The sequence below is a fragment of the Neobacillus mesonae genome (assembly GCF_001636315.1).
GTDB classification, from domain to species: domain Bacteria; phylum Bacillota; class Bacilli; order Bacillales; family Cytobacillaceae; genus Neobacillus; species Neobacillus mesonae.
This window is the reverse complement of the sequence record NZ_KV440949.1, coordinates 493,424-512,957: the sequence shown is the minus strand read 5'-3', so window position 1 is coordinate 512,957 and position 19,534 is coordinate 493,424. Positions and strand designations below refer to the sequence as shown.

The following is a 19,534-nucleotide window of genomic DNA, read 5'->3' as shown; positions in this document are numbered from 1 at the left end:
CAGATGCTATATAAGCAAAATGTCTTTAATAAATAATCTTGAGGACATTATATACTTTAAAAAGGAAAAATTGTCCTCAAGATTATACATCCCTTAATGTCATAACTATAAATTAATCTTCTAGGACATAATATGCCCACGGTCCACTTCCAAACATCTTACAATGCCTTCCTAGAATTCGACTAATCCTTTTTCTACTCACCGCTCCCCCGCACCAATCAAATACAAGATTAGTCGTAATTTTCAACTCTGGAAAAAGCATCTTTAACTCCCAAACATTCCGCAAGACTATAGCTTCCACTGTCTCCACATGCCCGCAATCTCTGCAAATGCCATTTTTACCATGTAAAGTAATTTCAAATGAATCGCAAATCCCACAAGTCATCCCTGTTCTCATTCCCTTATATGTATAGGTCGGTAATTGGGCATAAGGGTCCTCTTCGACATGGAGCGAAATTAATCTTTCGGTTAATAGATCATGATTTCGATTTAACTTAGTAGAGATTGTATTTAAGTTATTTACATAACGATGAAGCTGTGTTGGAAAAATAATGGGCGCATTTTGGGGAGCTTGATATAAGGTGAATTCGGGATTTACATGAACCACATTGGGCTGAACCTTAACCTGGAACCCAAGACTGTGGATCAGCTGGCGTAGCTGGGATGAGGCACGCTCCATTTGGACGAGCGGATCTTTGCGTTCCTCGCCGTTTATCGAATAAAAGTGATTATCTTTATAATAATAGTCACCAGTCATGTTTTTCACTTCATTCATAAACAAGGTTTGCCCTGTAGAAATCATTGAATCAATTTGAAAGATGGTATTGTTAAATTTGAAGCGCAGCCCATTTAATATGTGGCAGTCACACGAAAGTTTTTCTGTCAGTGTATTAAACATAACTTCGCCTTCATAGCCTTTTTTGAGGTTCAAAAAATAATACTTGTTTTCAGCAGGTAAAGTCATACGTTTGTCCAAGAATTCCAGAAGAGTTAATTTGGCAGGTTTAACAAGGGGTCTTTTAATCATAAAGCACGTCCTTTCTTATTTTTACAAAACTTCAAGTTTATTTTATAAAAATTAAAAGGTTTGCGAGTTCTTAATTATGAATCTTTTGTTAACCTTTAAACGGCCAAATAGGCATTTTGCATGAATGAACTATCTCTAGTATGTTAAACTTGTTAAAGAATACATTAGAATAAGGTGATTGTGTTGAAAATAAAGGCTATTGAACCAACGCCAAGTCCCAATACAATGAAAATCATATTAGATCAAGAGCTGCCGATGGGGAAAAGCCATAATTATAAAAAAGAAACGGCCAATGATGCGCCGCAAACCATCCAAGCGATTCTTCAAATTGAAGGAGTTAAGGGAGTTTACCATGTGGCGGATTTCCTGGCTGTTGAGCGTAATGCAAAATTTGACTGGCAGCAAATTCTCCCTAAAGTCCGCAAGGCTTTCGGTGAAAAGGCTGATGAAGCGGCCGGAGGAACTCAAACGATGAACGAGCATTTTGGCGAAATAAAAGTCGAAGTGCAAATGTTTAAAGGAATCCCGCTTCAGGTTAAACTGACAGATGGTACAACAGAAAAACGTTTCGGCATGCCGGAATACTTTTTAAAGGAAAGAGAAAAGGCCCAGCTGCCTGTGGACAATTATATTTTGCTGCGCAAATGGCAAAATCAAGGCGTGAGATACGGCGATATGGATCAGGTCGGGCAGGAGGTTGTCGAGGAATTAATCGCTGCCTATCCGATGGAAAGGCTGAATGAATTAGTTAAAAAGGCACAGACGCCAGATTCAACAGCGGAACAAAAAACAAAACGCGTTCGCAAAAAAGTAACGATTGAAGACCTGCAAAATCCTGATTGGCGAATTAGATACCAGCTGCTTGAGCAGATGGATGATCCTGAGCTTAATGATCTACCTGTTCTTGAAAAAGCATTGGAGGATGAAAAACCTTCAATTCGCCGGCTTGCGACCGTTTACCTCGGAATGATCGAGGACAAAGCGGTACTGCCGCTCCTTTACCAGGCATTAACTGATAAAACGGTCACAGTCCGCAGAACCGCAGGAGATTGCCTATCCGACTTAGGATTCACTGAAGCGATTCCGGAAATGATGAAAGCATTAAAGGATGCAAGTAAATTAGTCCGCTGGCGGGCCGCGATGTTTCTATATGAAGTTGGTGATGAGCAGGCGCTGCCGGCATTAAAAGCTGCCGACACTGATCCCGAATTTGAAGTCAGCATGCAAATTAAAATGGCTATCGAAAGAATTGAAGGCGGCGAAGAAGCAAAAGGTTCTGTATGGAAGCAGATGACCGAAGCAAGAAAAACAGAAGAGTAGTTTCCAAAAAAGAAATGGAGTGTAGGATACATGTCAAATGCATATGAAGAATATATGAAACAAATTATTTCACCTATGCGGCAGGAGTTAACAACGGCCGGGTTTGAAGAATTAACAACGCCAGAAGACGTTGAAAAGTTTATTGAAAACGCCGAAGGAACAACCCTTGTGGTGGTTAACTCCGTTTGCGGCTGCGCGGCTGGATTAGCCCGCCCGGCAGCAACGCAAGCAGTCGTAAATAGCGAGAAAAAGCCTGACCATCTTGTGACCGTATTTGCCGGCCAGGATAAAGAGGCAACCGCCAAAATGCGCGAGTATTTTGAAGGATATGAGCCTTCCTCCCCGTCAATGGCGCTTTTAAAAGGGAAAAAAGTGGTGCATTTTATCCCACGACATGATATTGAAGGGATGCCGATGGAAGCAGTTATGCAAAATTTAATGGGGGCTTTCGACGCCAATTGCTAAATAAAATGGAGACGAACTATGTGTCGTCTCTTTATTATTTTTTCCATTTTTTCAAAAAAAGAGATATAATGTTTTATATAAACAGTAATCTATTATTTTTAAAAGAAAATTGGTGATCCCTTTTATGAATAAATGGCTTAAGAAATCGTTATTTGTTATCGTTTCCATCTTAACCTTTGGTCTGGTAACACCGTCCCAGCTGATGAATACGGTCAATGCCGAAAATCATACGGACCGGGATGTAGTTGAAGCCCCTTCGATTGAAAACAATTTTGCTCGAAAAAACGAGTTCATAGACGAATCCCAATTTAATAAAGCAGCGTTCATGCAAGATTTGTTAAAACAAGCGGAACTTCAATCCTATCAAAAATTTGGAACTAGAATTAAGCCGGTAATTGAAAATGAATTCCGAGAAGTGATTCTGCCGAATATTGAAGCTGCCCTGGAGGAAACAGCGGCGCAATTTCCCGAAGACGATTTGCAAAACTTAACCATCACAGAACAACCGGGTAAAGGTCTTTCTGAGAAAATTTTTAATATAAAAAATGCCGAAACAGGGAAAGATATTCTCAGGTTCCATGTCAGAAGAGAGAATCCACCTCAAGCTGGCTATTGGTTTAATTTTCACTACCATACGTATCATGATGATTATCAAACACACCATGACCTAGGTTCTATCTATTGGGACAAAAATACACCGCCAAAATGGATGAGTTAAGATTTTTTACAAAAAAAATGATTTTTTGCTGAAACTTTTTTTGAAAAATCTCGTAAATAAACTATCAACTAAATTGGAGGAATGAAAAAATGGCTGTAAGTTTATCAAAAGGACAAAAAGTTGATTTAACAAAGACAAATCCCGGGTTAACGAAAGTGGTTGTCGGACTTGGATGGGACACAAATAAGTACGACGGCGGACATGATTTTGACTTGGATTCATCTGTGTTTTTGTTAGGGGAAAATGGCAAAGTGTCAACCGAAACGGATTTTGTGTTCTATAATAACCCGCAAGGTGGTAACGGCTCTGTTGTACATACCGGTGATAACCGTACAGGTGAAGGTGACGGTGACGATGAACAGGTAAATATTAATTTAACTGCGATTCCAGCTAATATTCAACGCGTTGCTTTTACAATCACCATTCATGATGCTGCGAGCAGAAACCAAAACTTTGGACAGGTTTCCAACTCTTATGCCCGCATTTTTAACGAAGAAACGGGCGAAGAATTAATTCGTTATGATTTGGGTGAAGACTTCTCGATTGAAACAGCAATTGTAGTGGGCGAATTGTACCGCCATAATGGCGAGTGGAAATTCAGTGCGATCGGCAGCGGCTATCAAGGCGGCTTAGCGGCACTGGCAACTGATTTTGGCTTACAGGTTGGTTAATCGGTAATGGATGTGTAGACCCGGCAGTAAGCTGGGTCTTTTTGACAACTATTTTCATCCAGCTCCAGCGCCTAGCCCCTCGATGGTCTACAGCCAATCCGTCAAGAGGGTTAAAAATCAACCTTCTTGACGGATTGTCTTATGCTTTTCGGGGCTGACCGAGGCGCTTACACTTTTTATTCAGTCTATCTTAGGGGGAACACACTTAATGTCAGTTTTACAAGGTATTCTTGATACGTATGCGCAATTTTTTGATTGGCATATGTGGGGAGAAGTTTTAACCGACCCGGTTGCATGGGGGCTCATTGGTACACTGGTTATTCTTGAAGGACTTCTTTCAGCGGATAATGCGCTCGTTTTAGCCGTAATGGTAAAGCATCTGCCGCCCGAGAAGCGGAAAAAGGCTTTATTCTATGGACTGCTTGGAGCTTACTGCTTTCGCTTTATTGCCATCGGACTTGGTGTTTACTTAATTAAGCTTTGGTGGGTAAAAGCAATAGGTGCAGCATATCTTGCGTGGTTAGCGATTAAATATTTTATTGATAAGCGTAAAGGCGACAACGGAGAAAATGATGAAGAAGAGGGCATCAATCAAAATGGTATATTTATCCGTCTGTTCGGGACTTTTTGGGGAACGGTCGCTTCTGTTGAGCTAATGGACATCGCTTTTTCAGTCGACAGCGTCCTGGCAGCTTTTGGTGTCAGCAACGAGGTTTGGGTACTGTTAATCGGCGGTATGCTTGGGGTCCTAATGATGCGGGGAGTAGCCGGCGTATTCTTGACCTTGATTGACCGTGTGCCGGAATTAGAAACAACGGCCTATATTTTAATTCTAATTATTTCGGTTAAAATGTTCCTTGGCGTGTTATTCCATTACGAAATGCCGCCGCTATATTTCTTTATCATTTTATTGTTTACCTTTGGTGCAACCTTTATTGTTCACTTCTTGAACAAAAAGAAAGCAGAAGGCTGAGAAATCTAACATATATATTTTAAAAGGGGAGCTTCCGCGAGTTGTCTCCCTTATTTTTTACCTTACATAAGGAGCAGTATATAAATATGAGGTTTTTTACCTATTTTTACGAGGATGAGCTGGACCAGTTTTTCTATAAAAAACCGCAGGAGTTTAATAAGTATACGAGCCGTGAAATTCTTGCCTACGGGTTGGGGGCAACCCTCTACATGCCTGCGACACGCGCCAATATACATCAGGAGATCCTTTCCAACAAACATGTGGGACTAACCTCTCTTGTTATTGATCTTGAAGATGCGGTTGGAGACCAGCAGGTTGAAGCTGCTGAACGAATGCTGATAGGGGAACTATGGAAACTTTATGGTGAAGTTCATAAAGGATTCCTGACTAATTCGGACTTCCCCCTGATGTTCATTCGCATTCGGAACCTCGAGCAATTCCTGCGGGTGGCGGCTCAGCTTGGGGATGCCATCCAGCTGTTAACCGGAGTGGTGCTTCCGAAGTTTAACAGTGAAACAGGGGAGGCTTTGTTAGCGGCAGTCCGCCGCATTCATTCAGACCAGTACCCGTTTTATGCGATGCCGATTTTAGAATCCGCGAAAGTGATACAAAAAGAGACGAGAATGGAAGAATTGGTGAACATTAAGCGGCTTGTGGACCGCTATAAAGAAAATGTCCTCAACATTCGCATCGGGGCAACAGATTTCTGCGGGCTATACGGCATCCGCCGCAGCATGGATACAACAGTTTACGATATTGCTGTTTTAAGAGATTGTATTTCTGATATTATTAATGTTTTTCAAAGACATGACAGCGCCTATGTTGTGTCCGGGCCGGTATGGGAGTATTTTGCGGCCAAAAACAGGATTCTGAAGCCACAGCTCAGGCAAACTCCATTTCGCGAACGTTACGGTGATGAAGGGCTTAAATGGCGCAAAAAATTATTGAATGAGAATTTGGATGGACTGATTCGTGAAATCCTCATGGATATCGCTAATGGGATCACCGGGAAAACAATTATTCACCCTTCACATATCAAGGTGGTTCAAGCCTTAAATGTTGTATCATACGAGGAATATATTGATGCAAGGACAATTATCCAGGCGGCTTCTGGGGAAATAGGAGTAATGAAAAGTGAATTTGCCAATAAGATGAATGAAATTAAACCACATCTTTATTGGGCCGAGAAAACAATGTTAAAATCAAAGCTTTACGGGGTGCTCCATGAACAATATACAAACATCGACCTTATCAAACAAGAAGTATACCTATCACATACTTGATGCGCTGGACGTTGAAATCAATGTGCATGATAATCCATATGACCTGAAGGTAGAGGAGCTGTTCACGATGGCAGCCCGGATCAATAAAAAACGGGCATTTTTGTTCGTCAGCAATGTGCTCGGAAAACATGTGCCGATTCATCCAAAGAAGGGGTTATTGACAGGCGCATTATTAGCGTCAAGATTCATGGAATCTGTTAAGGGCCTGCGCTGCAGCGAAAAAGAACGTCTGTTATCAGCATTTTTCAATGAGTTTGACCGGGAGAGTGAGGTCCCTAACCCATTCGTTCCACCCGACATACATCCAGTTGTGATCGGCTTTGCCGAAACAGCAACTGCTCTTGGTCATGCATTTTTTTCCTGTTTGCAAAAAGCCGATTATTTTCATACGACAAGAGAGGAATTAATAAATGTTAAACCCGAGGTGACCTTTGAGGAGGAGCATTCTCATGCGACCTCGCACCGCTGTTATATCCCGCCAGAAATGATTCAAAATGAACGTGAAATCATTCTTGTGGATGATGAAATAACCACCGGGAAAACAGCATTAAATATAATCAAGTCAATTCAAAGTAAGTTCCCGCGAAACGAATACACGGTCGTTTCCATCTTGGATTGGCGCTCAGAGGCACATCGAAGTCAATTTGCAAAAGTGGAGCAAGAATTAGGGATTAAAATTAATACAGTCAGTCTATTGTCAGGTAATGTGCTGGTAAAACAGCTGCGTGAGATGGAGGAACAAAAGCCTGAAAATCGGAAAACAGAAACAGCAATCAAAATAGAGATGACGGACGTTGAACCATTTTTTACTTCTTCCGGTTTTTCTTCCAAAACTAGATCTGCTTCATATATACAAGAGAGCGGCAGATTCGGGTTAACCAGTATGCAAAATCAGGAACTTGAGCAAAAAGCTTTCCAGGCAGCGGCCTTTTTACGCCAAAAGCGAGAAGGAAAACGGACGCTTTGCCTTGGAACAGGTGAATTCATGTATTTGCCGATGAAAATTGCCGCAGAAATGGGAATGGGAGTATATTATCAATCAACGACGAGAAGTCCAATTTACATCGAAAATCGGGAGGGGTACGGGGCGAGATATGGTTTGTCTTTTCCTAATCCGGAGGAACCTGAGGTAAGGCACTTTGTCTACAATATCCCTCCCGGATTCTATGATGAATTATTTTTATTTTTTGAGAGGGAAGTAGAGTTAAAGAATCTTGAACCCTTCTTTGAGGATTTGAAAAAGACAAACATAAACTTGGTTAATCTTGTCTTTTTTTCAAAAAGCAGAGGTGAGCAGCATGCAGACAACTAAGTCCGCTAAATTCGGTACTTATGCGGAAGATGACGTTGTTTTTCTTTTAAAGAATTTAAGTGATATTAGGCTTGAAGACTCAACTGTAAATCGCGAGCGGCAAATTCAATCAGGTCGCCACTATAGCGAGTCATTGCCAATTGAATATCAGCCGCCAAAGGAATATGTCGATCTTTTTTGGAAGACATTGCAGGAATATAAGCAAAAAGTTGCCTTATGCATTGGAATCGTGGCGGAACAGATTTTTCACTCTAAAGGTGAAGATACAATTATAGTATCTCTAGCCCGTGCAGGGACCCCTGTCGGAATTTTAATCAAACGGTATATTGAAATGCGATTTGGCGCCACATTGCCGCATTACAGTGTTTCGATTATCCGTGACCGCGGGATAGATGAAAACGCCATCCATTATATTCGCACCACCCATCCTGAAGGAACGATACAATTTGTCGACGGCTGGACTGGTAAAGGGGCTATTTCAATTGAACTAACAAAGGCCTGTAAGGAATATGAACAAAAATACGGAATTAAGCTTGATGATACCCTTGCCGTAATTGCCGATCCCGGGCATTGCACGAGGCTTTTTGGAACGAGAGAGGACTTTTTAATTCCGAGCGCTTGCTTGAACTCGACTGTTTCAGGGTTGGTGAGCCGGACGGTTTTAAACAAAAACTATATTGGTAGTGATGATTTTCATGGAGCTAAATTCTATAAAGAGCTGTTAGCGGAAGATGTTTCCAACGAATTTATTGATTTAATTGTAAAAGAGTTTATTGGTATTGCAGAGGAGGCAGAGCGAATTGCCTTCGAGAGGAAAGAGGAACAAATTGAGACGAATTTTTTAGGAATGGAGGACGTAAAAAGAATCCAAAAGGAATTTGCTGTTGAGAGCACGCATTATATTAAACCGGGTGTGGGTGAAACAACAAGGGTGCTGCTTAGAAGGGTGCCATGGAAAATTCTGATGCGGGATGCCTCCAGTCCGTTTGTAAAACATATTCTTATGCTGGCGGAAGAAAAGGGAGTCGAAGTGGTCGAATATCCTCAACTGACCTATCTATGCTGCGGCATTATTAAATCGGTGAAGGGGGCGGAGGTATGATCTTCGCTTCCGACCTTGACCGCACATTGATGTATTCAGAAAGGGCGCTGGAAGAATTGGGCGGGCGTGACAGCCGAACTTTAAAGCCAGTTGAACTGAACGATGATCGATGGGTCGGCTTTATGACCGAGCAAGCTTTTACAGTCCTTAAACAGCTTAGTGAAGAAATTTTATTTATACCGGTAACGACAAGAACGACAGAGCAATTTAACCGGTTTATTATTTTTCAAAACGAAATTCAACTTCAATATGCTGTCACCACAAATGGAGCCAAAATATTATATCGCGGCATGCTGCTGGAAGAATGGTCGGCACATATTTCCAGTGTTATGAAGTCGGAATCGGTGCCGATGGCTGAATTGTTTGCGCTGTTAAAGCGGGAGGGCATTTATTTTACGGGTAAGCTGCGGCAGGTTGAAAATCTATTTTTCTATTATACCCTTACAGCGCTTCCGGCTTCATTTAACAAAAGTACGATTGAAGCTTTTGTGTCAATGTATGGCTGGAGGGTGTCATTGCAAGGCCGGAAGCTTTATTTCATTCCAAAGGCGATTAGTAAAGGGGCGGCTTTAGCATATATTTGCCAGCGTGAAGGTATTAGCAGAATTGCAGGAGCAGGGGACTCGGTGCTTGATTGGGACTTTTTGCAGAAATGCGAATATCGGTTTGTACCAAATCATGGCGAACTGGCAAACATGCATGGAAATGCGGCTTTTACTGTAATAGGTCAACCAGGGGTAATGGCAGGAGAAGAAATCTTGAATCAAATAGTCAATCTCCTACCGCTCGACCGCCAATCTTTTAAACACAAAGAAATAAAGACCGGAAAATAGACTATAACTGGCAATGAAAAACAAGAATGACAGGCCAAGTGAAGCAATGGCAGGTGCAAGCAGGAATGTGAAAATCAGGCTGAAGATAAGTAAATCGAGAAGAATGAACACATCAGAAGCCATCACTTCCATCACGTCATCCAATTCTTCATAAACAAGCTCTGCTTTTGGCCGTTTATATAAAAATCTCATGTGAGCCACCTACTTTAATGTGAGTATTTATTACTATGCATGTGCGTGGAGAAAGGTGATTGTGGCGGAAAGGTGATGAGATGGTGAAACATTTTCCCATATCTTTCGTATAAACAAATGAACGATTTAATGAACTGTGTTATGATGAAAAGGATACCTTACATAATTTGCTAAACAATGAAAACAAAAACTTTCGCTTATCTAGGGAAGGGGTTATGAATGAATACATCTTTAAATCAAATAAACATCCAACCTGTAGCCCTTTCATATGAAAATTGGCTTGGAATGCTTAAAAAGCCGCTTCCGGAAAGACCCAATTATTCATTAGAAAATGGGACCATTCAAATCGGGCAAGTATTAGGGGAATTCCTTGGAGTACCAATCGACACAGACGAATACTATAATCAGCTTTTTGATTATGTCTCATCAACTGAATTAGACTTACATCTGCTTAGCGAGGATACTCTTGATAAGTCAATTGATAATGCCCATTTTCAAGCTATCCAGCGGGTCATCAATGTCCATCAGGAGCAAAAGCTGTCAATCAACCGCTTTGCAGCGTTTCTTGATGGTGAGAAATTATTGCTTAAATCAAAGGTTCCTGTCCTTCACCGAAAACTGAGGGAAGCGATGATTGCGACATTGGAATTGTATTCCGAGCGTGAACAAGACGGAATGAAAAATCACGAATTAAGACGTGTGCTTGTTGATTTAGTCAAGTGGTCCATCAATCACTTAGCACCTCCTCTGGAAACGGCAGACCCTGAAAGGGCAATGCCAAAGTTTTTATGGTACGGAGATGTTAAAAAAAGCCATCAATATTTTTTATATTATTTAATAATGCTTGGCTGTGACATTGTGATTTTTCACCCTGAGGGTAAAGAAATTATAGAGGGATTTCTTAAAGAAAAGATCTTTGTTCATCGTTATCCAAAAAATCAGCATCCTGAACCGTTTCCAACGGAGAAACGGAGCCGCAAAACAACCGTGGCATACAGGGCTTCCAAAGAGATTGAGACAATCTTGAATCAGGAAGGGTCGGGGCTTTATAAACCGTGGCAATTAAGGGACTATACGCCGTCGTCATTAACGCTCAAAACAACCTATGATGAGCTGTTTATCGTTAGTAATGAAATCGCAATGGTTCGTCCGGAATTTGATGTCAGTAATGGACAGGTCCAGATTCCGTCTATTTTTGCCAAAATAAACGGTGTCAGCAGGGATCGGAAGGAGTATTGGGAGCGGCTTCACACTCTTAGTCAATTAGACAATTGTATGTTGATTCACCGGCTGCCAATTACGATTCCGAGTCATAGCGATTTTCGTTTTCATTATCGGAATGCCCTCGAACGTGATGGCTCAATTAGTACGGAGAAAATCATGCAGGCCCATTATTGGCCATATTCCTTCCTGCCTGTAGGCCTGCAAAAAGGATTGGCAAATGCCGTTAAGAAAATATGCGAAAAACCTAGTTTAAAACCATTGCCAATGGAGAGTCTTGAAGAAGTAAAAATCTATCTTTTCACCCAGGCAATGTTTATCCCGAAAAAGATCATTCAACTTCTAGAACGGTTTGATTACTCGCAAGAGGTTCCCAAATGCATTATTTTTAATAATGAGAAGACTGGAATGTTATCAAGATCGGATGCGGCAATGCTCCTGTTACTGAATCAATTCGGTATTGATCTGTTGGTATATAATCCAACCGGTCACAACGATATTGAAAATTACCTAGATGAAGGCTTATTCGACAGCCATTGGCTGGAGGATGTTGTCTTTGATTTAGAGTATAAAGAGCCGTCTCATTCCATATTCAAAAAGGGACTTTTTCACGGGTTCTTAAAAAACTTAAGGGGAGATTAAACAGTGAATCTTACACCAAATCCATCCAGCGGTTTAACACCAGCACCTGTCGAAGATTTATTGACAGAAACAAAAGTATCCGACATTAAGCTTGCCCTTCGCAAGGAACCGGAAGTACAGAATTTGGCCCGTTCCATCGATGAACGCGATCAAATTCAAGTATTGGAATTTGGAAAAGAACCGGCAGAACAAATCTCGCGGTTTTCTGATCAAATATTAGGCAATATGCGAACCACCAAAGTGGAGGATTCCGGCGAGCTGTTAAAACAGCTTGGCAGGATTATGGATAAGTTTGATCCCAAGGATTTTCAAAAATCATCCGGCGGCTTTTTCGGTAAGCTGTTTAAAAAGGGCGAAAAAGTGGTTGAGAAGCTGTTTGGAAAATACCAAACAATGGGATCTGAAATTGATAAAGTTTATGTGGAAATTTCAAAGTACCGACAGGAAATGGTGGATTCCACAACCATGCTTGATAACATGTACGAGCAAAACTACCAATATTATTTAACGCTTGAGAAATATATCGTTGCAGGTGAATTAAAGGTAGAAGAGCTGAAAACGACTCAGCTGCCGCAGCTTGAAGCACGTGTTGCTTCAGGAGATCAGCTTGCTTCGATGCAGCTCGATTCCCTAAAGAATGCGATTGAACTGTTGGAGCAGCGCGTTTACGATCTGGAAATGGCGAAAATGGTGTCACTGCAAACTGCACCTCAAATTCGGATGCTGCAGCGAGGCAACACTAAGCTGATTGGGAAAATCAATTCAGCATTCGTTACGACCATTCCGATTTTTAAAAACGGTTTAATTCAAGCCGTTGCGGCAAAAAGACAGAAGCTCGTGGCTGATTCGATGAGTGAACTTGACCGTCGTACTAATGAAATGCTCTTGCGTAACGCACAGAACATTTCCCAGCAAAGCACCGATATTGCAAGACTAGCCGGTGCCCCTAGCATTAAAATTGAAACGATTGAAGAATCATGGAACATTATTATAAAAGGGATGCAGGAAACTAAGGCTATCGAAGACGAAAATAAGCGCCTGCGTGAAGAAGGTACAAAGCGTTTAGAACAGCTGACGCAAAACTTTAAACAACTGAAACAACAATCATAGTATTGTTTAATAATTGGATGAGGTGATCGTTATGGCAATCAATTTACAAAAAGGACAACGTGTAGATTTAACGAAAGGGAATCCTGGGTTATCTAAAATTTTGGTAGGCTTAGGCTGGGATCCTGTACAAAATAGCGGCGGTGGCGGCGGCTTTTTCGGGTCGCTGTTTGGCGGCGGCGGAAGCCAGGCCAACATCGATTGTGATGCTTCTGTTATCATGCTTGGAGCTAATGATAAGCTTGGGAGCAACAAAGACGTTATTTACTTTGGCAACTTAAAGAGCAATGATGGCAGCGTTCAGCACTCTGGAGACAACCTAACGGGGGACGGCGACGGGGATGACGAACAAATCTGGGTCGATTTAAGCCGTGTTCCAGCAAATATTCAGAAGCTTGTGTTCGTGGTTAACATTTACGATTGTGTTAAAAGAAAACAGCATTTTGGAATGATTCGCAATGCCTTTATTCGTATTGTGAATCCAAACAATAATCAGGAATTAATCCATTATAACTTAACGGATAATTACAGCGGACTAACCTGTCTTGTTACAGGTGAAATTTACCGCCACGGTAATGAGTGGAAATTTGCTGCAATCGGCTCTGGGACCAATGCTGCCAGTCTGAGCGAAGTTGTCCGTTCGTTTAGTTAAGAAAATTTTATGTAAGAGGTGATCATAATGGGAATTAATTTATCAAAAGGACAAAGAATTGATTTGACAAAAACGAATCCGGGCCTGACAAAAGTCATTGTTGGACTTGGCTGGGATACAAACCGTTATCATGGTGGTCAGGACTTTGACTTAGATGCATCAGCCTTCCTTACCGACGCGAACAGCCGGGTCATTAATGATCATGATTTTATATTTTATAATAATTTGGTACATTCAACCGGAGCTGTAGAGCATACGGGGGATAACCGAACAGGTGAGGGCGATGGGGACGATGAGCAAATCAAAATCGACTTCAGCAAGGTTCCTTCCCATATTGAGCGCATTGCAATCACTGTAACGATTCACGACGCTGAAGCTCGAAACCAAAACTTTGGGCAGGTCAGCAACGCATTTGCGCGTGTGGTGGACGAGGATTCGGGAAGGGAAATTCTTCGCTTTGACCTTGGCGAGGATTTCTCAGTAGAAACTGCTGTCGTCATTTGCGAGCTGTATCGTCATAACGGCGATTGGAAATTTAACGCCGTCGGCAGCGGTTTTGCAGGCGGACTGGCATCATTATGCCGTAATTTTGGATTAGAGGTTTGATATGTTAGGAAAGCCGCCGGTATTTTGGCGGCTTTTTTTCTGTTAGGGGACAAAGTTAGGTGGCTTTGTGGCAAAGTAGTCTCATTGAGAGGTTCTATGGGACACAGGCAGGTAACTTTGCATCAAAACAGTCTTATAGAGCTGTTCTAAGGGACAACCCAAACAATCTTATGCCAAATCTGTCCCATAGCCAAACCCAACTAATACCTAATTTGCCTAATAAAATTCATAATCTCTCCCAATCTCACATGATATAATTCTATTAGGAGTATTTCATAGAGTTTGGGGGCTTTTAACATGCGCAAATGGTTTATCACAGTAGTTGTTGCCAGCTTATTCTTATTATCCATGACAACATCCCGAGCATCCAATGACGGTAGAAAGCTTGTCGATTTTTCAGTCAATACGCAGCTCTATCAATCTCTTAAAAAAAAATCTTCACAACCCTTAAATGACATTATTGTTTTACCAAAAAAGAATTTTGACCAAGAAGAAGCGGCGAAGATGATTAACCGAATCGATTCACTGCCGGCTTCGCTTTTAAATAAAATAGATGATCAAGGAATCACATTAAAGCTTTTCACTGGAAAGCTGACCGATAATCCAACGGCAAAGCAGCTGGCTGGAAAAATTCCAAGAGGCTATCAAACAAAAATTACCTGGGATGACGTGCCGGGCATTGGCGGCGGCAAGGTCGTACTTGTTAAAATCGGCAGCAGTGACAAGGGAAAAGGCCACGGTTCAGTGAACCTGGAACTGCACGAAATGGCGCATTCTATTGACAAATTTGTCTTAAATAATATTAGTCAAACAAAAGAATTTAAACATGTAATGGAACTGGAACATGATCAATTGTTCCCAGGAAACAGTTATTTTTTATACCCGGAAGAATACTTTGCGGAATCATTTGCAATGTACTACTTAAATAACGATACCAATCAACAATTACGGAAACAGGCACCTAAAACATTTGAAATAATCAAGGGCCTGAAATAAAATTAAAGGATATGGAATTAGAGGAGTGTAAATCTTGAAACAATATTTAGACCTATGTAAGCATGTCTTGGAAACGGGTACTGTGAAGGGTGACCGGACCGGTACCGGCACTATCAGCACATTTGGATATCAAATGCGCTTTAATTTAGAAGAAGGCTTCCCGCTATTAACAACCAAAAAACTTCATTTGAGATCGATCATTTATGAACTATTATGGTTTTTACAAGGGGATACGAATGTCCGCTATTTGCAGGAGAACGGTGTCCGCATTTGGAACGAGTGGGCGGACGAAAACGGGGAACTTGGCCCGGTATATGGCCATCAATGGCGCTCGTGGACAGGCGCCGACGGTAAAACGGTCGACCAGATCAGCGAGTTAATTGAGCAAATTAAAACCAATCCGAGTTCCCGCAGGCTGCTTGTGAATGCCTGGAACGTCGCAGAAATCGATCAAATGGCACTGCCGCCATGCCACTGTATGTTTCAATTCAATGTAGCTGATGGCAAGCTCTCATGCCAATTATACCAGCGTTCAGCTGATGTTTTCCTTGGCGTGCCATTTAACATTGCTTCCTATGCATTGTTAACGATGATGATTGCCCAAGTTTCCGGCCTAAAACCAGGGGAATTTATTCATACTTTTGGGGATGTTCATATTTATCAAAACCATCTGGAACAAGTTAACCTACAGCTTACAAGAGAACCGCGACCGCTGCCAATTTTAAAAATTAATCCAGACGTTAAGGATATTTTCTCGTTCCAATACGAAGATTTTGTTTTGGAGAATTATGATCCGCATCCACACATTAAAGGAGTGGTTAGTGTATGATTTCCTTTATTGTTGCAATGGATGAAAATAGGGTGATCGGCATAAATAATCAATTGCCTTGGCACTTGCCAGAGGATTTGAAATTCTTTAAAAGGACGACGATGGGCCATTCAATTGCGATGGGACGGAAAACACATGAATCGATTGGCCGGCCGCTTCCGGGAAGAGAGAACTTGATCATAACCCGTCAAAAGGGGTACCAAGCAGAGGGCTGCACTGTGTTTGACTCGATGGAGGGATTTATTCGCTACTGCCGAGAGCAAGACGAGGAGATTTTTGTCATCGGCGGTGCGGAGATTTTTAAAGAAACCTTCGCCTTTGGTGACAGGCTGTATATTACCTTAATCCATCATCAATTTGACGGCGATACCTATTTTCCGGAATTCGATGAAACTAAGTGGAAGCTAGTCTCTTCTGAACAAGGAATCAAAGATGACAAAAATCCATATGATTATGAATTTTTGATTTATGATCGGAAGGTTAAGTAACGAAAAATAAGCATCAGCCGAAGCTGGTGCTTTTTAATTTAGTAACTTAGTCCATTTAGTTCGTATTCCGTTAACTGCGCGAGCATACCTCGGAATTCGTGTGGATGGCAAAATTCCTCCTCATGGAAATGTGCTTTCACCCAAGCGATAAGTTCTTTCGGGCTATTAAAATATTCACCGGTCCGATCGCTCTTACGAATGGTGTATCTTCCGTTGTCATCATCGATTGTAACTTCCACAGGCAGGGCACCATCAAAACTGCAAAGTGAAAATTCCATCCAACTCACTCCCCATCCCGAAGAATTATTATTAGTAAATATTACTAATGTTTCAATTATATGCTATTGGAAATATATTGTCAAAATATTTTAAAAATTTCATTTAAAATTAATGCGTTGACTTCAAAACAGGTTATTGTTAAATTGACTATAGAGATTTAAAGTGAAAATTATGACCGCTATTACGTTTTTTATTGATATTGTGAATTTACTATGAATTATTTCGAAAAATTAACCCAAACTAAATTTTCAATACTATAATCGTAGTAGTAAATTAACAACTAAAGGGGAGGTATTTCCATGTTTTCAAATATCGGAGTACCGGGATTAATTTTAATTTTAGTGCTTGCACTGATCATTTTTGGACCAAAGAAATTGCCGGAAATCGGCCGGGCATTTGGACAAACGTTAAAAGAATTTAAAAAATCAACACGAGAGCTTACCGAAGATGTAATGGATGACATTAAAGACGAAAAAGAAAAATTGACTAAATAAGGTGTAAGATTTTGCGTCTTGCACCCTTTTTCTTCTGGAATTTAAACTATATTTAGTGTGAAAGTATGATTTTAACCATCACACAAATTCTCAACCTTCGAAATTGGCAGGGGAAGTAAATGGCAGATAAAGAACTACAGCTTGTTGATCATTTAGAGGAATTACGAAAACGAATTATCATTTCGGCGCTTGCCTTTATTGTTTTTTTTATCATCGGATTTATTTATGTGGATGACATCTACAAATGGTTTGTCCGCGACCTGGACGTGAAATTAATGGTCTTAGGACCAAGCGATATTATTTGGATATATTTTATGCTGGCAACGGTCGTAGCCATCGCCGGAACGATTCCTGTTTTGGCCCTGCAAATCTGGCTGTTTGTGAAGCCTGCATTAAAGCCAAATGAAAGAAGGCTGACCCTTTCCTATATTCCCGCACTCTTTTTATTGTTTATAATGGGACTGGCTTTTGGCTATTTCGTGATTTTTCCAATGGTCCTGAAATTTTTAGTCAACATTGGTGCAGGCATGTTTGTCACGAACTTTACCGCTGACAGATATTTCAGCTTTATCATGAATATGACGATTCCATTCGGGGTATTATTCGAACTGCCGGTTGTGGTAATGTTCCTAACCTCGCTAGGCATTATCAATCCGTTTGTGCTATCAAAGATTCGAAAATATGCTTACTTTGTACTGGTCATTATTGCGGTCGTCATCACACCGCCAGACTTCATGTCTGATTTCGTCGTGACATTGCCGTTGTTACTGCTTTATGAAGTCAGCATCAACCTTTCAAAATTAGTCTATCGAAAAAAACTAAAGAAACAACAGGAAGAAGAAATTATTGAAGTGAACTAAGCCTTCTTAAAATAGCCCTCATTCTTTTAGAAGAATGGGGGCTATTTGTTTGTCTTTTGATTTTCCTGTTTTTATTGCAGCTTGGATTAATGCCTTCCACTCATCATCAAGCTGTATTTCTAATGACTCATTACTTTCTGAGTCTTCTAAAAAGAACTCTATGTTGGTTTCTAATGGAACGGCAATCTTCCGCAAAAATTGCAGTGAGGGATTGGATTGTGCGCCCCGCTCAATCTGGCTGATATAGGATTTTGAAACATCAGCCCGGCTTGCTAACTCCGTAATTGATAATCCCATTTTCTCTCGCAATATCTTAATTCGTTTCCCGATCATCACCTTCATCTCCTATATAGTAAAAAAACCTTTTTTTACATTATAAAGAACATTAAATATTTTATAAAGTACAAGAAATTAAGTAATTACGAGAAAACTAGAGAAAAAGTCCCGAAAACGTTCTTTATTAAGAAAGTTCGCCTATTTTTGCGGTTTTCCAAGTTCGTTATTTTGTCTTATACTCAATTTGTAAGTTCTTAAATGAGAACAATGCAAAGAAGTTGTTGTGAAAAGTTTAATAGATTCACCGACTTCGTTCTTAATCACTACATATGCTGGTTCGAAAATAGAGCGAATGAGGGAGTGAGTACGATTCGATCTACAAGATTGAGAAAATTTAAGAAAAGTAGCAGAAAGCTGGTATTCATAGCTAAGATTGCAGCGATTTGGTATCTACTGATTCTAACAGGTTCATACCTAACATCTGATACCGGTGCTTACTTTAATGACGTGGAGAAAATTAGCGGAACGATTAGTGCTGCTAAAGATTTTTGTAAAGAATTAAATGGAAAATCTGATTACTGGCACAATTATTGTAAGGATAACGCGGGAATTGGAAATGGCCCCGATAAACCTGATGAAGATACTGGTGAAAAGACAGATCCAGATAATCCTGGCCATAACAAAGGCGGCTGTGACGATCATACAAATGCCCCTTGCTCTGAAGTAAGAGAAGTAAAAGAAAAGCATACGAGTAATTCTATCAATCTGACTTGGTCAAATCCTAACCAGGGTAATAAAAACTTTAGTCATGTCAATGTTTATCGAAATGAAGATAAAACCCCTGTTGGGACCAACATAAAGAATGGTCAATTCGATGACGAGAAATTAAAACCCGAAACAAAGTATACCTATAAAATTACAACAGTTGATAAGTCCGGAAAAGAGTCTGTAGGAACAATTATTGATGTAACAACAAACGCCGACGAGGTAGTTGGTCAAAATCCTGCTCAGGTAACAAAACCAGAGGATAAACCTGAAAAAATAAATAACTCAAATTCATCGGAAGATACGAAAACAGATATTAATAACGAAACAAAAGACAACTCAATTTCTTCAGAAGAAACTAAGCAAGAAGATACAGCTGATGAAACAATTCAAACAAAGAAAAGTAACGAAAATTAAAAAAAC

General features: G+C 40.6%; 23 protein-coding genes. 19 read left to right on the top strand and 4 right to left on the bottom strand.

Annotated elements, in window-relative coordinates; all coding sequences use genetic code 11:
- Window positions 1–112: 112 nt before the first annotated feature.
- A complete protein-coding gene (locus A6749_RS02505) occupies window positions 113–1,027 on the bottom strand; it encodes a nuclease-related domain-containing protein (protein WP_066384830.1) in 915 nt (304 codons plus the stop codon).
- A 183-nt stretch (window positions 1,028–1,210) separates the two neighbouring features.
- On the opposite strand from A6749_RS02505, the gene A6749_RS02500 reads away from it, so the two are divergent.
- From A6749_RS02500 to A6749_RS02460, 9 genes are all read left to right on the top strand, one after another.
- The gene (locus tag A6749_RS02500; protein ID WP_066384827.1) at window positions 1,211–2,347 is read left to right on the top strand and encodes a conserved virulence factor C family protein; all 1,137 of its coding nucleotides are present in this window, start codon (window positions 1,211–1,213) and stop codon (window positions 2,345–2,347) included.
- 30 nt (window positions 2,348–2,377) lie between these two features.
- On the top strand, window positions 2,378–2,812 hold the full coding sequence (locus tag A6749_RS02495; protein WP_066384825.1) for a BrxA/BrxB family bacilliredoxin: 435 nt from the start codon (window positions 2,378–2,380) through the stop codon (window positions 2,810–2,812).
- Window positions 2,813–2,936: 124 nt separating this feature from the next.
- The gene (locus tag A6749_RS02490) at window positions 2,937–3,530 is read left to right on the top strand and encodes a YpjP family protein (protein ID WP_066384823.1); all 594 of its coding nucleotides are present in this window, start codon (window positions 2,937–2,939) and stop codon (window positions 3,528–3,530) included.
- A gap of 89 nt (window positions 3,531–3,619) precedes the next feature.
- A complete protein-coding gene (locus A6749_RS02485; RefSeq protein WP_066384821.1) occupies window positions 3,620–4,201 on the top strand; it encodes a TerD family protein in 582 nt (193 codons plus the stop codon).
- A 208-nt stretch (window positions 4,202–4,409) separates the two neighbouring features.
- Window positions 4,410–5,174, top strand: coding sequence for a TerC family protein (locus A6749_RS02480; RefSeq protein ID WP_066384817.1), 765 nt, complete (start codon window positions 4,410–4,412; stop codon window positions 5,172–5,174).
- An 86-nt stretch (window positions 5,175–5,260) separates the two neighbouring features.
- Window positions 5,261–6,457, top strand: coding sequence for an HpcH/HpaI aldolase/citrate lyase family protein (locus A6749_RS02475; RefSeq protein WP_066384815.1), 1,197 nt, complete (start codon window positions 5,261–5,263; stop codon window positions 6,455–6,457).
- Window positions 6,399–7,769: a phosphoribosyltransferase family protein gene (locus tag A6749_RS02470; RefSeq protein WP_066384811.1), complete on the top strand. Its 1,371-nt coding sequence runs from the start codon at window positions 6,399–6,401 to the stop codon at window positions 7,767–7,769. Before A6749_RS02475 ends, A6749_RS02470 begins: the two co-directional genes overlap by 59 nt.
- A complete protein-coding gene (locus A6749_RS02465; protein WP_066384805.1) occupies window positions 7,756–8,871 on the top strand; it encodes a cysteine protease StiP family protein in 1,116 nt (371 codons plus the stop codon). The genes A6749_RS02470 and A6749_RS02465 overlap by 14 nt, the downstream gene beginning before the upstream one ends.
- On the top strand, window positions 8,868–9,704 hold the full coding sequence (locus A6749_RS02460; RefSeq protein ID WP_066384794.1) for an HAD family hydrolase: 837 nt from the start codon (window positions 8,868–8,870) through the stop codon (window positions 9,702–9,704). Before A6749_RS02465 ends, A6749_RS02460 begins: the two co-directional genes overlap by 4 nt.
- Here the strand turns inward: A6749_RS02460 and A6749_RS28020 are convergent.
- On the bottom strand, window positions 9,651–9,896 hold the full coding sequence (locus A6749_RS28020) for a hypothetical protein (RefSeq protein WP_066384783.1): 246 nt from the start codon (window positions 9,894–9,896) through the stop codon (window positions 9,651–9,653). The genes A6749_RS02460 and A6749_RS28020 overlap by 54 nt on opposite strands.
- Before the next feature lie 219 nt (window positions 9,897–10,115).
- On the opposite strand from A6749_RS28020, the gene A6749_RS02450 reads away from it, so the two are divergent.
- The 7 genes from A6749_RS02450 (at window position 10,116) to A6749_RS02420 (ending at window position 16,437) form a co-directional block, all read left to right on the top strand.
- Window positions 10,116–11,759: a YceG family protein gene (locus tag A6749_RS02450; RefSeq protein WP_066384781.1), complete on the top strand. Its 1,644-nt coding sequence runs from the start codon at window positions 10,116–10,118 to the stop codon at window positions 11,757–11,759.
- Window positions 11,760–11,762: 3 nt separating this feature from the next.
- On the top strand, window positions 11,763–12,869 hold the full coding sequence (locus A6749_RS02445; RefSeq protein WP_066384777.1) for a toxic anion resistance protein: 1,107 nt from the start codon (window positions 11,763–11,765) through the stop codon (window positions 12,867–12,869).
- Between the two features lie 31 nt (window positions 12,870–12,900).
- Window positions 12,901–13,518, top strand: a complete 618-nt coding sequence (locus tag A6749_RS02440) for a TerD family protein (protein ID WP_066384773.1) — start codon at window positions 12,901–12,903, stop codon at window positions 13,516–13,518.
- A gap of 27 nt (window positions 13,519–13,545) precedes the next feature.
- Window positions 13,546–14,124 (top strand): TerD family protein, encoded by a 579-nt coding sequence (locus A6749_RS02435; RefSeq protein WP_066384769.1) that lies wholly within the window; start codon window positions 13,546–13,548, stop codon window positions 14,122–14,124.
- 297 nt (window positions 14,125–14,421) lie between these two features.
- Window positions 14,422–15,120, top strand: coding sequence for an anthrax toxin lethal factor-related metalloendopeptidase (locus A6749_RS02430; RefSeq protein ID WP_066384766.1), 699 nt, complete (start codon window positions 14,422–14,424; stop codon window positions 15,118–15,120).
- A 34-nt stretch (window positions 15,121–15,154) separates the two neighbouring features.
- Window positions 15,155–15,949 (top strand): thymidylate synthase, encoded by a 795-nt coding sequence (locus tag A6749_RS02425; protein WP_066384763.1) that lies wholly within the window; start codon window positions 15,155–15,157, stop codon window positions 15,947–15,949.
- Entirely contained in the window at window positions 15,946–16,437 is a 492-nt protein-coding gene (locus tag A6749_RS02420) for a dihydrofolate reductase (protein ID WP_066384760.1), read from the top strand. The genes A6749_RS02425 and A6749_RS02420 overlap by 4 nt, the downstream gene beginning before the upstream one ends.
- 38 nt (window positions 16,438–16,475) lie before the next feature.
- Here A6749_RS02420 and A6749_RS02415 read toward each other — a convergent pair whose 3' ends face one another.
- Complete coding sequence (locus A6749_RS02415) at window positions 16,476–16,715, bottom strand: hypothetical protein (protein WP_066384758.1); 240 nt, start codon at window positions 16,713–16,715, stop codon at window positions 16,476–16,478.
- 300 nt (window positions 16,716–17,015) lie between these two features.
- On the opposite strand from A6749_RS02415, the gene tatA reads away from it, so the two are divergent.
- Both tatA and tatC read left to right on the top strand, forming a co-directional pair.
- Window positions 17,016–17,210, top strand: a complete 195-nt coding sequence (gene tatA / locus A6749_RS02410) for a twin-arginine translocase TatA/TatE family subunit (protein ID WP_066384757.1) — start codon at window positions 17,016–17,018, stop codon at window positions 17,208–17,210.
- A gap of 119 nt (window positions 17,211–17,329) precedes the next feature.
- Window positions 17,330–18,070 carry a twin-arginine translocase subunit TatC gene (gene tatC / locus A6749_RS02405; RefSeq protein ID WP_066384754.1) on the top strand — a complete coding sequence of 247 codons (741 nt, stop codon included), beginning with the start codon at window positions 17,330–17,332 and terminating at the stop codon, window positions 18,068–18,070.
- 18 nt (window positions 18,071–18,088) lie between these two features.
- Here tatC and A6749_RS02400 read toward each other — a convergent pair whose 3' ends face one another.
- Window positions 18,089–18,403 carry a helix-turn-helix domain-containing protein gene (locus A6749_RS02400; protein WP_066384751.1) on the bottom strand — a complete coding sequence of 105 codons (315 nt, stop codon included), beginning with the start codon at window positions 18,401–18,403 and terminating at the stop codon, window positions 18,089–18,091.
- Window positions 18,404–18,706: 303 nt separating this feature from the next.
- On the opposite strand from A6749_RS02400, the gene A6749_RS02395 reads away from it, so the two are divergent.
- Window positions 18,707–19,528, top strand: a complete 822-nt coding sequence (locus A6749_RS02395) for a fibronectin type III domain-containing protein (RefSeq protein ID WP_161487108.1) — start codon at window positions 18,707–18,709, stop codon at window positions 19,526–19,528.
- Window positions 19,529–19,534: the final 6 nt, after the last annotated feature.